Source organism: uncultured Thermosynechococcus sp. (assembly GCF_937958135.1).
Taxonomy (GTDB): Bacteria; Cyanobacteriota; Cyanobacteriia; order Thermosynechococcales; family Thermosynechococcaceae; genus Thermosynechococcus.
Genome location: NZ_CALGOG010000032.1, coordinates 56070 through 68591, shown reverse-complemented (window position 1 = coordinate 68591; position 12522 = coordinate 56070). Strand labels below are relative to the sequence as shown.

Here is a 12522-nt window from a genome sequence, read left to right as displayed (position 1 = left end):
GAGGGTGTATTTAGCGGCACCGGGTACCGGGGCGCGGACAATCGGCACAATACTCAGGGCAAAAAGTCCCACCGTCACAACCCCGAGAAAACCCGTGATACCGACAAAGCGAAAGCGCACCCCCCAGCGAAAAACAAATGTCAGTACAGTCAAGCCGGCCATGACAAGCGTGGTCACTCCAGCCCAGCGGCTATAGGTGGCAAAATCGGCGGGGGTTAGCATTCCTGTTCCTCCTCATTGCTAACGAAGCCATTGACAGGGGCTTGATCCTGCTGCAATGCCGCCCGCAGGGTATGCCATGCCAATGTCGCACACTTAATCCGCACCGGAAACTGCGCCACGCCCTGCATCACATTCAGCTTGCGCAACTCATGGGGAAACTCAAACTGCCCCTTCATCATTGCTTGAAACTGTTCCACCATTTTTAGGGCCTGACTCACGGGTTGTCCCCGCAAGGCATCGGCCATCAAATCCGCTGAGGCCATGGCGATCGCGCAGCCTTCCCCCTCAAATTGAATATCCTGAATGATCGTCTCCCCCTGTTCATTTGTCCCTAGGGCAATGGTTAAATCAATCGTGTCTCCACAGGAGGGGTTGTGTCCCCGCTGCTGGCGATCCACAGGCTGTGTGCGGCCACGGTGGCGGGGTTTCTTGTAGTGCTCGAGAATGACTTGCTGGTAGAGGGTGCGGAGATTATCAAGAGACATTTAGAATACTCTATGCTCGATGCATTTCCCCAAGGATTTTATAAACTACATTAGCGGGCAAGGGCAGTGAGACTTTGCCAAAAAAGCGTCAAGGTGGCTGCTGTCCCCACACCAAACATGAGAGAGCGCCCCAAGGGAAAGTTGGCAATGTAGCAGATACTGTACAAAAAGCGAGCCACGACAAAACTCAGGCTAGCGATCGCCACCGTTGAATTATTCACCCCGGCAAAAAGGGTCAGTAGGACTGCTGCGGCAAAGGGCATAAAGGTTTCAAAGCTATTTTCGTGTGCCCACACTGCCCGCTGCGCAAAGGGAGGCAGTTTCTCAAAAAGGGCACGGGGAGCCGCCATATCAAAGCCTGCCTGCAAGCGCCCCACCACCACAAAAATGTAGGGGAAATAGATAAGTAACGTCGCTATGAGTAAACTGGTGGCCAGTAGCCAAGGGATATTGCTCAACATCACCTAGACTCGCTCCAACATTGGTAGAGCACCACTCAGCATCCTATCGGTGGGGGGCAATTCCTCACAAAGGATTTCGCAGGCATTGTTGGGACTTTCAATCAACTTCACCTTATGCAGCGTTGCCCCCAACTGGCGAATCGGCTCCCGCAACAACTGGGCAATGTAGATGGCAATATTTTCTGCCGTCGGCACCACCGTAGCAAAATAGGGAATGTCTTTATTCAAGAATGTGTGATCCAAGGGTTCAACCACCTGTTCCTTCAGGACTTCCTCTAGCTTGACCAAATCAACAATCATGCCGGTACGGGGATGGATTCTGCCCTTGACCGTAATCTCCACATGGTAGTTGTGGCCATGGCCGTGGGGGCGGGCACACTTGCCATAGATGCGGCAGTTTTCCTCATCGCTCAGCTCCTCAAGGGCAAGGCGATGCGCCGCACTAAAGTGAGTACCAACAGAAAGATAGGCTTCCATAGGGTCTCCCGTATAGTCCGCCCAAAGGCGGGGATGTTCAAACAGTCGAATACGCACAAGGGGTAAGTGGGCAAAGAGCCGATCCCAAATCACCCGTGCAATATGTTCTGTGGTGGGTAATGTGGCTTGAAACTCCGGCCACACCTCATTAAGGTAGGAAAAATTCAGGGGTTCGAGGACTTCACGGCGAATAATGTGCTTGACCTCCGATAGATTCAACACCATGCCAAAGTCGTCAACAACGCCCCCCAGGGAAACAAATAGCTCGTAGTTATGACCGTGGCCGGGGAAGCGACTATGGACACCAAAGCGCGCTAAATTCTCCGCTTCTGACCATTCGGGTAACCAGTAGCGATGACTGGCGGCAAACTCAGCGCGGCGGTGGATAATACAATTCATCTCAGCTTATGAAGATTTGCCACAATTCAGCAATCTTCCCCTATCGTAACGGATTCTGGCTTTCCCAACCATTGGCTTTTTTGGCATATTGCCCTAAAGTCTGCCAAGGATAAAGGGCTTTTGCCGCACTTGGCCAATTATCCAGCGGAGACTGTGGTTACTGAGAATAGACACAGGCCCCATCACCATTAGAGATTTCACCTCTGCGCGGCTAATTTTAACCACACCCCCCGGTTGCAGCATCGCAGTTGAATGGGTTAGTTCTCGCAGGGTGGCATAGGCAAACAGCAGCGGCAGGACACAAAAAAGACGGATAGGAATCGCCGCCTTAGGCACCGATAGGAGGTAGGCTTGGGCTGCATCCAAATCCTGCCAAGCAAGGGCAATTAATTCCTGAATGGCTGCACGATTTTGCTCAAGGTGTTCAGCACTGAGGATAAACTGGTGGCTACTGCCTTGGAGCAGCAGCGATTCATTGGGGATATAGATCGAGTTTTCGTGCTCCGCATCCCAAGCAATATCCTTGAGAATGTTCACGGTTTGCAGAGCTTCACCAAAGGCAGCACAGCGCTTGAGCAGCACTTGATATTCATCTGCACCAATACTGGGGGAATGCTCGTACCACAAATCCGTCAGGAGATAGCCAACGGTACCGGCAACGTAGTAACAGTACTCTTTGTATTCATCGAGGGTTTGAATACGGATGCCGTTGGGATACAGGTTAATAAACTTTTTCATCCCCTGCACCATTTCACCGACCCAGCGTTGGATGTGTCGTTGGGACGTGCGGGGCAAAGAGCGGTAGAGGGCAAAGACTAACCCGGTATTTTTCACCAGTTGTACGTGGGCTGGCTCCCCCTGAACCCCCCGTGCTGTCTCACCATAATTGTTAGCGAGGTCAGGGCTGTCAAAACACTCTAGGAGATGATCCAACAGGGCTGTTTTTGCAGGGATACTGGTAATTGGATCATCCTCAACCGTATCGGCAATGCGACAGATGAGATAGGCCACCAGAACCGCCCGACCCAAATTTCCGGGAAGGAAGCGAATACTGAGGGCAAATGTGCGCGACACTTGGGGTAATATCTCTTGGCAAAAGCGCTCAGCATCCTTAACGGAAACTGGGTTCTCCAGCACCAGTTGAATCATAGGGGGGTTCACTCCTACACGCATTGATCGATAGTTGAGTCAATCCTCGACCGTTCCTCAGGCCAACGCTTTTGGGCACTCGATTTGCGATTCTCTGCACATGCTTCGCGATCGCAATTCGACAGAAGCCAACTTTTATAAACAAGGATTGAGCAAAATCTATAGCTATCATATTGATTTTTGTTTGTCTAGGTGGCCTGTGACAGTTAGCGAGGTGGGGGGATAGCTCACAACTTGCCAGAACGATAGCATAGTCTTAACAACTAACAACGGTACCAGATTTGGCGGAAAATGCCTCTCATCTAAGATAGCGGACGCTTGAGTGTGACACTCTTTCCATTGGTCAGTTTCTAAACTGCCCGCGATCAGGCTATCTAAAGGTCGAGACGTTAGCTAGTTTTAAGATGTGCATGAGTCCATAATTCATGACTTCATGTCTCGTCCTTGTGCCCCAGGGGGCAGAATACCAAGCAGTACAAGGGGGATTACAGCACTCCAACGTAGCCATTCTTCCCCTGCGGGCCGGGGCAGCCGCTGTGACCACACCGGCCTTGATCACTGCCCTGAAGGCGTTGCCTGCAATGATTCTGGTTTTGGGGGTCTGTGGGGGCTTACATCCTGAGGATCGCGTGGGCGAAGTTGTGGTCTATACCACCTGTCAGGATGAAGAAGGGCAAATGTATTTTTTAGATCAGAGGCTATCGGCAAAATTGGCGCCTGCTTGGCGACGGGTGAAGGGCATCACAACGGCGAAAACCCTTTCTAAGGTTCAGGAAAAACAAGCCCTTGCGGCTCGCTGGGGGGTAGAGGTGGTGGATATGGAAGGTGTGCACTTAGTCAAGGCGCTACAGGGCATTCCACTGGTGATGGTGCGGGTAATTAGTGATGGGGGCGATCGCGACCTACCGAATTTAAGTCAAGCCTTTGATGCTCAGGGGAATTTGCAGCCGTGGCCACTGGCGATCGCCCTGCTCCGTAACCCTCTGGCGGCAGCACATTTAATTCAAGGTAGCCTCAAAGCCCTCAAAGTGCTGCAAAGAATTGCCCCAGAAATTGTTCGGCAACTCAGTCGCTAGGATATATGAACAGGTCAGCGGCTTTTAGAGGTTCTAATTTATCTGCATGGCCAGCAGCCGCCGCTGATTCATGGCAATATCAATCCCACCACAATTCTTCTCGGCGATCGCTCTGGCCATGATTTAGGCGCTGTCTATCTTATTGGCTGGGGGGTTGCCCAAATTCCTCCAGTCGCCGCTAGTCTCACAGAGACAAGTCCCTACATTGCACCAGAACAGCGCCAAGGAGCAATATGCCCAGCCAGCGATTTATATGCCCTTGGCATGAGTTTGATTGAGCTGACCCTGAATCAACCCCTAAACGAGCAGGTTTACCGCGCAGGACACCTCCAGTTGCCGCCCTATGTGGCCTTGAGTCCTGAGTTTACTCGCTGGCTAGAGAAAATGGTTGCCCCTGCGTTGCCAGAACGATTTGAATCGGCAGTTCTCGCCCAAGAAAGATTGAACAGACTGACAAGTTCTCATTCGGTATCCCCTCCCCCTCTTTCCCCTTCTTCGTACTGTCAGATTAAAGAAACACCTGAAGGTCTGCGGCTAAGAATTCCTGCGGGGGGAATTGTACCAGAGCTACCTTCTCTGCTTGTTGTTGTCCTTTGCTATCTCTTATTCATTATTTATCCCCTAGTCTTTTTCATACTGATACTGCTAGCAACGGGGTTAGGCTTTTCGATGGAGGTTGTATCCCTCTTGTTTTTCGTGCCAACGTTCTGTCTAATAGTTTTCTTCTTCTACCCTTGGAGTTGGGAAATTTTAACGATTACAAGGGAAACCCTCCAATTGGAAACCTATTTTTTGGGAATCCGATTTTCTAAAGAAGTACTACCGCGTAGGTCTCTCCAAACTATCGAGTTTCACCCCGGCTATCGAATTGATACTCCTAGATCTGAGACTGATGATGATATAGTTCCTGCTCGACTTGTCCTTGCGGGGGGCAATCAGCAACTTGTGCTCACGCAACGCAACCTCTCTCGATTAACGGATCTCGAACAACTGGCCTATTTCCTAGGGCAGTATTTAGGAAAAAGGGTTAACCGATTCCCTGAGCGCTCCCAAGGGTCGTCAAGACCTCACCACTAAGGCGGCAGATACGCCAATCGGGCAACACAGTCGCACCCAGGCGTTCATAAAATTGGATCGCACGCCTATTCCAGTCCAGAACGCTCCACTCGATACGGCCATAGTCGCGCTCTACGGCCAGCCGTGCTAGAGCCTTTAGGAGGGCAGTACCCACTCCTTGGCGCCGATAGGCAGGTAACACAAACAAATCCTCTAACCACAGGCCGGGGCGGGTGAGGAAGGTGGAGTAGGTGGGGAAAAACAGGGCATAGCCAATGACTTGAGCCGTAGTTTCAGCTAAAAATACCTCGGCATAGGGGCGATCGCCAAACAGATGCTGCCGCAGGGATTCCTCTGTACCCGTTACGGCATGGCTCAGCTTTTCATAGGCGGCAAGAGCTTGGATTAGTTGAAAGATGCTGGGGACATCCGCCGGTGTTGCTGGACGGATCGCAAACGAAAAAGACACGTCAACCCAACTAAATTGAGCGCAGCCAACCCGCACTGAGGGCAACGGTGAGCGCCATAAACAGCACTGTCAACGTCCAAGTGGCACGGTTTAACGTGGTTTCTGCACTTCTGGTGCTGGTAAAGAGCTGGGCTTGACCGCCAATCCCACCGAGGCCATCGCCCTTAGGACTGTGGAGCAAGACCAAGACAATGAGACCGACTGCCGAGAACGCCCACAGACCCATGGCAATTTTTTCAATCATCCTCAACCTCGCTGGCAATGGGAATTTATACTCGCTGACCCTTTTTTGATCTTACCGCAAGCCTAGGCACCGGTGGCACAATACAAGATAGGCGTTTTGAACGTGCCCCATGAATCAGCAAAATTTGCTTCAACAACTGCTTCTAATTGGTGTCGGCACCACTTCCCTGGTGGCTGAAAAGTTGCGTCAAGTAAGCGACCAATGGGTAAAAGAGGGACGCCTGAATGCCGATCAGGCAAAGGCAATTGTGGAAGAAGTCTTGACACACCTTAGGGAAGATGCCGCTTCTCTGGATGCAGCGGTGCAACGACAAACCCGCCAGTTCTTGGAGAGCTTGGGGGTACCACAGCAGTCAGAAATTGATGAATTGCGGGGACGCATCGATCGCCTAGAACGGGAGGTTAGGGAGTTAAAAAATCGCTCATGGTAAGACAACAGTTGCATCGAGTCTATGGCTGGCTTCTCTGTGGTATTGTCTTGGTAGGCGTATGGCTGGTGGCGGCTCCGATCGCGATCGCCGGCATGCCGCCGGAGGTGTCAACGGAGGCCGCTCAACTCATGGGAAATCCAAACGTCGTTACTACTCCCTCAGGCTTGCAATACGAAGATATTGTCGTTGGATCGGGAACCCAGCCCCAAGTGGGGGATCGCGTTACAGTTCACTACACGGGAATGTTCACCGATGGCCGCATCTTTGATAGCTCCCGCGATCGCGGCCAGCCTTTCCAGTTCCAAATTGGTGTGGGTCAAGTTATTAAAGGTTGGGATGAAGGGGTTGCCTCGATGCATGTCGGGGGTCAGCGGCGACTGATTATTCCCCCCAACCTCGGCTATGGGGCACGCGGTGTCGGTGGTGTCATTCCCCCCAATGCAACCCTGATTTTTGACGTTGAACTGTTGGCGGTGCAATAGGGCAGGCCATGCCCAAGGCCAAGGTACTGTACATCTGCCGCGAGTGCGGCGCAGAGTTTTTGCAATACTTTGGTCGCTGTCCCAACTGTGGTCAGTGGAATACCCTTGATGAGCAGGCGGTGGCGGCGGCGGAGCCGTCTTGTCAACGGAAAACGCCTAGAAAATCCTCTCCCCCCCAAGCCTTCAGTGCCAAAACCCTAGGCGAGATTAGTGAACAGAGACAGAGCCGCTCTTCCTCTGGATTTGCTGAGTTGGATCGGGTGTTAGGCGGCGGCATTGTCGCCGGCTCTCTTGTCTTGGTGGCCGGAGAACCGGGGATTGGTAAGTCCACACTTTTGTTGCAGATGGCAGCCGCCCTAGGACAAACGCAGCGCGTTCTCTATGTGTGTGCGGAGGAATCGGCACAACAGGTGAAATTGCGATCGCAACGACTGGGCATTGCCGTACCTCCTTCTCTTTATCTCCTAGCAGAAACAGATTTAGAGGTCATTTTGCAGGAACTTGCCCATCTCCAACCCCATCTGGCAATTATTGATAGTATTCAAGCTGTCTATCTGCCCCAACTCACCGCTGCCCCCGGGTCGGTATCTCAGGTGCGTGAGGGAACAGCAATGCTGATGCGCTTTGCCAAGCGGGAGCAGATGAGTTTGTTTATTGTGGGGCATGTTACCAAAGAGGGGGCGATCGCTGGCCCCAAGGTGCTGGAACATTTAGTGGATACGGTGCTCTATTTTGAGGGCGATCGCTTTGCCAGTCACCGTCTCGTGCGGGCGGTCAAAAATCGCTTTGGAGCCGGTCAAGAAATCGGCGTTTTTGAAATGGGGGCACAGGGCTTAGCCGAGGTCAGCAATCCTTCTGCACTGTTTTTGGGCGATCGCCAGCCAACCCCCGGTACCGCCACCATTGTTGCCTGCGAGGGCACCCGGCCCCTAGTGGTGGAATTGCAAAGTTTGGTTAGCCCCACGAGTTACCCCTCTCCCCGCCGCACGGCCACGGGCATTGAGTACAATCGTTTTCTGCAAATTCTCGCCGTCCTGGAAAAACGCCTAGGGGTACCCCTCTCAAAGCTGGATGCCTATGTGGCCTCCTCTGGGGGGCTGAATGTCGCCGAACCGGCTGCTGACTTAGGGGTTGCCGTGGCCGTGGTGGCCAGTTTTCGCGATCGCTGCGTCCAACCCCAAACGGTGATCATTGGCGAAGTGGGGCTGGCGGGACAGGTGCGGGCAGTCTCTCAGCTAGAGCTACGGCTGCGGGAAGCGCTGAAACTGGGATTTCGTCGGGCAATTATTCCCGAAAGCCCCAGCTGCACCATGGCGGGCCTAGAGATTTATCCTGTACGTCGCATTACCGATGCCATTGTGGCTGCCCTTGGCCCGCTGACCGCCGAGGAATCGCCTTAAGTAACAAACAAATTAAGTACGCTTATTCTTATCCCAACGTTCTAGGGGCTAAGACCTAAGAATGGCTGCCCTTCTGCTAATATGGTTACACATCGGTATTCCGACCGACTTATCGTAGATTGATTGCAGAATGGTTCGCTGGCGGCGTTTTAGGGTTTGGTTCAGTCTGTTCCTACTGGCGGTAGGCCTCAGTGCTCTCACTGCTGCTTGTCAATTTCAGGCCACTCTGCCCGATGGCCGTCCTGCTCAAGTGAACCTAACCCTCTCCTCGTTTGCAGTGACTAAAAAAGCCCATGAGGCTATTATGCCCCTGTTTGCCGCCCAGTGGGAGCGAGAACACCGGCAAAAAGTTCGTTTTCGCACCACCTACGGACCTTCCGGTTCCCAGTCGCGAGCAGTGATTGATGGCTTAGAAGCCGATATTGTGCACTTGTCCCTCGGCTTAGATGTCGATCGCATAGTCAAAGCAGGGTTAATTTCTCCCGATTGGGCGAGTCAAGCCCCCCATAACAGCATTGTCACCACCTCTGTCTGTGCCTTGATTACCCGCGAGGGGAACCCCAAAAATCTGCAAACATGGCAAGACCTCACGCGTGAGGGGGTCACATTTGTTACTGCGGATCCCAAAACCTCTGGCGCGGCTCGCTGGAACTTCCTTGCTCTGTGGGGATCAATCACCCAAACAGGGGGAACACCTGCACAAGCGCGGCAGTTTGTAACTGAGGCTTTTCGCCATGTGGCTGCCTTACCTCGCGATGGCCGTGAAGCCACCGATGCGTTTCTAAAACAGGGACAAGGAGATGCCCTGATCAACTATGAAAATGAAGTGCTCTTGGCACGAAAAAAGGGACAAACCCTCTCCTATAGTATTCCTCCGGTCAACATCCTGATTGAAAATCCGATCGCCGTTGTGGATAGGTATGTGGATAAACATGGCACACGGGAGGTAGCCCAGGCCTATGTTGAGTTTCTCTATACTCCGCAAGCCCAAGAAATTTTTGCACAGTATGGTTTTCGACCCGTGGATGCCGCAGTTCTTGCCGCCCATCGGCAGGAGTTTCCGCCGGTGCCCACCCTCTTTACCGTCGCGGATTTAGGAGGCTGGGAGAAGGTGCAAGCGCAATTTTTTGCCGATGGTGCCCTGTTTGATCAAATTCAACAGGAGAATCAAGCCGCATGAGCGCTCCTCAACCCATTTCCCCCACCTTCTCTCCTCAGAAACGGCGCTGGCAGTTCCCCTGGGTCTGGAAAATTACGGTCTTTTACTTACTGGTGATGCTGGCTGTGCCCATTGCCGCCCTCTTGAGTCGTGCCGCCAGTGTGGGGCCAGGGCATTTTTGGCAGGTGGCTACGCGGGCGATCGCCCTCTCGGCCTACGAAGTCACGTTTGTCACTGCCCTGATCACGGCGCTCATCAATGGCGTCTTTGGTACTCTGATTGCTTGGGTGCTGGTGCGCTACTCCTTTCCGGGAAAACGCTTCTTTGATGCTGTGGTGGATTTGCCCTTTGCCCTGCCCACCGCGGTGGCCGGTCTCACCCTCGCTACGGTCTATAGCGAAAATGGCTGGATTGGCCGCTTATTGGCTCCCTGGGGGATCAAAATTGCCTTTACCCGCTGGGGGGTAGCGGTGGCCATGCTCTTTATTTCGTTGCCCTTTGTCATTCGCACGGTTCAGCCCGTTCTCACGGAGATGGAAAAAGATGTGGAGGAGGCAGCGTGGTCGCTGGGGGCCACCCCTGGGCAGACCTTTTGGCGGGTGATTTTGCCCCCTTTGATGCCCGCCATTCTCACGGGGGTTGCCTTGGGCTTCTCACGCGCCGTAGGGGAATTTGGCTCAGTGGTCATCATTTCTTCCAACACGCCTTTTCGGGACTTGATTGCCTCGGTGCTGGTGTTTCAGAGCTTAGAGCAGTATGACTATGAGGCCGCCGCGATTATTGGTACGGTAATGCTCTTGGTGTCCCTAGGGATTTTATTTCTAATCAACCTACTGCAAGCATGGGGGCAGCGCTATGCGCAGCGTTAAATCCTCACCGACCCAAGAAAAACCGTGGCTGCATGCTCTTTTAATTGTCATTGCCATCGGCTACTTAGCCCTTGTGCTTTTGATACCGGCGGCCAATGTGATTTTCCAAGCCTTTCACAAGGGAGTCGTGCCCTTTGTGCAAAACTTACTAGAGCCGGATTTTCTCCATGCCGTGTGGTTGACGTTTGCTCTCGCCTTGGTGGTGGTGCCCTTGAATATGGTCTTTGGCCTTTGTGCTGCCTGGGCGATCGCCCGCCATCGCTTTCCGGGGCGGACTCTTTTGCTCAGCATGATTGATTTGCCCTTTTCCATCTCCCCCGTGGTTGCTGGATTAATGCTGGTACTGGTCTATGGTCGCAATGGCTGGTTCGGGAGCTGGCTGCACGCCTTGGATATTCGTGTCATTTTTTCCTTTCCGGGGATGGTGCTGGCAACGGCCTTTGTGAGTTTGCCCTTCGTGGCACGGGAGGTCATCCCTGTGCTGGAAGAAATCGGCACCGAGCAGGAGGAAGCCGCAAAAACTCTAGGGGCAAACGAGTGGCAAACCTTTTGGCGGGTGACGCTGCCCAATATCCGTTGGGGGCTGCTCTATGGGGTCTTGTTGACCAATGCGCGGGCAATGGGGGAGTTTGGGGCCGTGGCGGTTGTCTCTGGCAATGTTGCTGGATTGACGCAAACTCTGCCCCTGTTTATCGAAGATGCCTACAAAAACTACAACACCGAGTCGGCCTACGCAGCAGCAGTGATTCTCGGTCTCTTGGCACTGGTGACGTTGGTGGTTAAGGAAATCGTGGAGCGGAAAACAGGAATCAAGCCCAAGCTCTAGGACGTGCCCAAGACCCGCAAAATTGCGGGTACCGCTGCAATGTCGCTCATCTGAGCAATTTCAGCCATGGCTTGGCGAAACTCACCTTCGCGCACATGGTGGGTGACAATCACAATTTCTGCCAGTTCATTATGGCTGCCAATCTGCACAAGAGATTCGAGGCTAACATTGTGGTGGCCAAAACAGGTGCCCAGCTTGCCCAATACCCCCGGATGATCTTGGGCATGGACGCGGGCGTAGAAGCGACTATCCACCTCTGCCATCGGTAGCAGCGGCATCCACTGATCGTGCTGGCAGGTGAGCAAGGGATGGCTGGCACGTCCTTGGGGCAGCAGAGCAGCAATGTTAATTAAATCTGCTACAACGGCGCTGGCGGTTGCCCCTGAACCGGCACCGGGACCGTAGAACATCACCTGTCCCAAAGGCTCGGCTTCGAGGAGGATGGCATTAAAGACGCCATTCACACCTGCTAAGGGATGCTCTACAGGAACGAGGGTGGGATGAACGCGCACCTCTAGGGGTTGACCGCTCAAACGGCGCGCGATCGCCAGTAGTTTAATGCGAAACCCTAACTTTTCGGCATAGGTGATGTCCACCGCGGTGATGCCGCTAATGCCCTCAGCATAAACTTCCTCGCGGCGAATGCGGCCGCCAAAGGCAAGGCTGGCAAGAATGGCAATTTTATCCGCCGCATCCCACCCCTCAATGTCGGCACTGGGATCCGCCTCGGCATACCCGAGGCGTTGGGCATCGGCCAGAATCGGTGCAAACTCCCCCTGCTCCTGCTGCATGCGGGTCAAGATGTAGTTGGTGGTGCCATTGAGAATGGCGGTCACGCTGTGGATGCGGTTTGCGCCTAGGCTTTGCTTTAGGGCTTGGATGACGGGAATTCCACCTGCCACAGCCGCTTCTAGCATCACATAGACCCCTTGGGCATTGGCCGCATCAAAAATCTCATCGCCGTGGCGGGCGATCACCGCTTTGTTGGCAGTGACAATGTGCTTACCGTGGGCAATGGCCTTGAGGATTAGCGATCGCGCCGGTTCAATGCCGCCGAGGACTTCGACAACAATGTCAATGTTAGGGTTGGTAACAATGCTTTCTAAATCTGTCGTGAAAAGTTGTGGATCAAGTTCAACGGCGCGGGGTTTGTGGCGATCTCGTACTCCCACTTGGGCGATCGCCAGTTCCTTGAGCAGGGGGTGGCGCCCCACTGGATCCGTCAAAATTTGCGCCACGCCGCCACCCACTGTGCCCAACCCCAGTAAACCAATGTGATACATCAGACCCATCCTATTGCACTCGTTTCTATTATCCG

15 protein-coding genes are annotated in these 12522 nt (G+C 53.4%); 7 read left to right on the top strand and 8 right to left on the bottom strand.

Annotation, left to right across the window (positions count from 1 at the left end; translation table 11 throughout):
- The 5 genes from Q0711_RS04595 to Q0711_RS04575 all read right to left on the bottom strand — a co-directional run.
- Nucleotides 1-222 (bottom strand): DUF2518 family protein (locus Q0711_RS04595; protein ID WP_299041773.1); only part of this gene is annotated, 222 nt, incomplete at its 3' end.
- Complete coding sequence (gene sufU / locus Q0711_RS04590) at nucleotides 216-707, bottom strand: Fe-S cluster assembly sulfur transfer protein SufU (RefSeq protein ID WP_298976504.1); 492 nt, start codon at nucleotides 705-707, stop codon at nucleotides 216-218. The genes Q0711_RS04595 and sufU, both read right to left, overlap by 7 nt.
- Before the next feature lie 50 nt (nucleotides 708-757).
- Nucleotides 758-1168: an MAPEG family protein gene (locus Q0711_RS04585; RefSeq protein WP_298611478.1), complete on the bottom strand. Its 411-nt coding sequence runs from the start codon at nucleotides 1166-1168 to the stop codon at nucleotides 758-760.
- Nucleotides 1169-1171: 3 nt separating this feature from the next.
- Entirely contained in the window at nucleotides 1172-2044 is an 873-nt protein-coding gene (locus tag Q0711_RS04580; RefSeq protein WP_298976501.1) for a 6-carboxytetrahydropterin synthase, read from the bottom strand.
- Nucleotides 2045-2137: 93 nt separating this feature from the next.
- On the bottom strand, nucleotides 2138-3193 hold the full coding sequence (locus tag Q0711_RS04575; RefSeq protein ID WP_298611473.1) for a phytoene/squalene synthase family protein: 1056 nt from the start codon (nucleotides 3191-3193) through the stop codon (nucleotides 2138-2140).
- A gap of 425 nt (nucleotides 3194-3618) precedes the next feature.
- Here Q0711_RS04575 and Q0711_RS04570 point away from each other — a divergent pair, with 425 nt between their 5' ends.
- The gene (locus Q0711_RS04570; protein ID WP_298611468.1) at nucleotides 3619-4269 is read left to right on the top strand and encodes a hypothetical protein; all 651 of its coding nucleotides are present in this window, start codon (nucleotides 3619-3621) and stop codon (nucleotides 4267-4269) included.
- A gap of 1027 nt (nucleotides 4270-5296) precedes the next feature.
- Here Q0711_RS04570 and Q0711_RS04565 read toward each other — a convergent pair.
- Nucleotides 5297-5794 (bottom strand): GNAT family N-acetyltransferase, encoded by a 498-nt coding sequence (locus Q0711_RS04565; protein WP_299041769.1) that lies wholly within the window; start codon nucleotides 5792-5794, stop codon nucleotides 5297-5299.
- 10 nt (nucleotides 5795-5804) lie between these two features.
- Entirely contained in the window at nucleotides 5805-6038 is a 234-nt protein-coding gene (secG, locus tag Q0711_RS04560) for a preprotein translocase subunit SecG (RefSeq protein ID WP_298613152.1), read from the bottom strand.
- Nucleotides 6039-6147: 109 nt separating this feature from the next.
- On the opposite strand from secG, the gene Q0711_RS04555 reads away from it, so the two are divergent.
- From Q0711_RS04555 to cysW, 6 genes are all read left to right on the top strand, one after another.
- On the top strand, nucleotides 6148-6468 hold the full coding sequence (locus tag Q0711_RS04555; protein ID WP_298613149.1) for a phasin family protein: 321 nt from the start codon (nucleotides 6148-6150) through the stop codon (nucleotides 6466-6468).
- Nucleotides 6462-6950, top strand: coding sequence for an FKBP-type peptidyl-prolyl cis-trans isomerase (locus Q0711_RS04550; protein ID WP_298613146.1), 489 nt, complete (start codon nucleotides 6462-6464; stop codon nucleotides 6948-6950). The genes Q0711_RS04555 and Q0711_RS04550 overlap by 7 nt, the downstream gene beginning before the upstream one ends.
- A gap of 8 nt (nucleotides 6951-6958) precedes the next feature.
- A complete protein-coding gene (gene radA, locus Q0711_RS04545) occupies nucleotides 6959-8350 on the top strand; it encodes a DNA repair protein RadA (protein WP_298613142.1) in 1392 nt (463 codons plus the stop codon).
- A gap of 130 nt (nucleotides 8351-8480) precedes the next feature.
- Nucleotides 8481-9530 carry a sulfate ABC transporter substrate-binding protein gene (locus tag Q0711_RS04540; protein WP_298613139.1) on the top strand — a complete coding sequence of 350 codons (1050 nt, stop codon included), beginning with the start codon at nucleotides 8481-8483 and terminating at the stop codon, nucleotides 9528-9530.
- Entirely contained in the window at nucleotides 9527-10378 is an 852-nt protein-coding gene (cysT, locus tag Q0711_RS04535; RefSeq protein ID WP_298613136.1) for a sulfate ABC transporter permease subunit CysT, read from the top strand. The genes Q0711_RS04540 and cysT overlap by 4 nt, the downstream gene beginning before the upstream one ends.
- Complete coding sequence (gene cysW / locus Q0711_RS04530) at nucleotides 10365-11204, top strand: sulfate ABC transporter permease subunit CysW (RefSeq protein ID WP_298613132.1); 840 nt, start codon at nucleotides 10365-10367, stop codon at nucleotides 11202-11204. Before cysT ends, cysW begins: the two co-directional genes overlap by 14 nt.
- Here cysW and Q0711_RS04525 read toward each other — a convergent pair.
- Nucleotides 11201-12496 (bottom strand): homoserine dehydrogenase, encoded by a 1296-nt coding sequence (locus Q0711_RS04525; protein WP_366142729.1) that lies wholly within the window; start codon nucleotides 12494-12496, stop codon nucleotides 11201-11203. The two genes, cysW and Q0711_RS04525, sit on opposite strands and share 4 nt — an antisense overlap.
- Nucleotides 12497-12522 lie beyond the last annotated feature (26 nt).

What these genes read in the sequence shown, in the direction of transcription:
- sufU (WP_298976504.1), bottom strand. Translation starts at nt 707, where the DNA reads ATGTCTCTTGATAATCTCCGCACCCTCTACCAGCAAGTCATTCTCGAG.
- Q0711_RS04585 (WP_298611478.1), bottom strand. Translation starts at nt 1,168, where the DNA reads ATGTTGAGCAATATCCCTTGGCTACTGGCCACCAGTTTACTCATAGCG.
- Q0711_RS04580 (WP_298976501.1), bottom strand. Translation starts at nt 2,044, where the DNA reads ATGAATTGTATTATCCACCGCCGCGCTGAGTTTGCCGCCAGTCATCGC.
- Q0711_RS04575 (WP_298611473.1), bottom strand. Translation starts at nt 3,193, where the DNA reads ATGATTCAACTGGTGCTGGAGAACCCAGTTTCCGTTAAGGATGCTGAG.
- Q0711_RS04570 (WP_298611468.1), top strand. Translation starts at nt 3,619, where the DNA reads ATGACTTCATGTCTCGTCCTTGTGCCCCAGGGGGCAGAATACCAAGCA.
- secG (WP_298613152.1), bottom strand. Translation starts at nt 6,038, where the DNA reads ATGATTGAAAAAATTGCCATGGGTCTGTGGGCGTTCTCGGCAGTCGGT.
- Q0711_RS04555 (WP_298613149.1), top strand. Translation starts at nt 6,148, where the DNA reads ATGAATCAGCAAAATTTGCTTCAACAACTGCTTCTAATTGGTGTCGGC.
- Q0711_RS04550 (WP_298613146.1), top strand. Translation starts at nt 6,462, where the DNA reads ATGGTAAGACAACAGTTGCATCGAGTCTATGGCTGGCTTCTCTGTGGT.
- radA (WP_298613142.1), top strand. Translation starts at nt 6,959, where the DNA reads ATGCCCAAGGCCAAGGTACTGTACATCTGCCGCGAGTGCGGCGCAGAG.
- Q0711_RS04540 (WP_298613139.1), top strand. Translation starts at nt 8,481, where the DNA reads ATGGTTCGCTGGCGGCGTTTTAGGGTTTGGTTCAGTCTGTTCCTACTG.
- cysT (WP_298613136.1), top strand. Translation starts at nt 9,527, where the DNA reads ATGAGCGCTCCTCAACCCATTTCCCCCACCTTCTCTCCTCAGAAACGG.
- cysW (WP_298613132.1), top strand. Translation starts at nt 10,365, where the DNA reads ATGCGCAGCGTTAAATCCTCACCGACCCAAGAAAAACCGTGGCTGCAT.
- Q0711_RS04525 (WP_366142729.1), bottom strand. Translation starts at nt 12,496, where the DNA reads ATGGGTCTGATGTATCACATTGGTTTACTGGGGTTGGGCACAGTGGGT.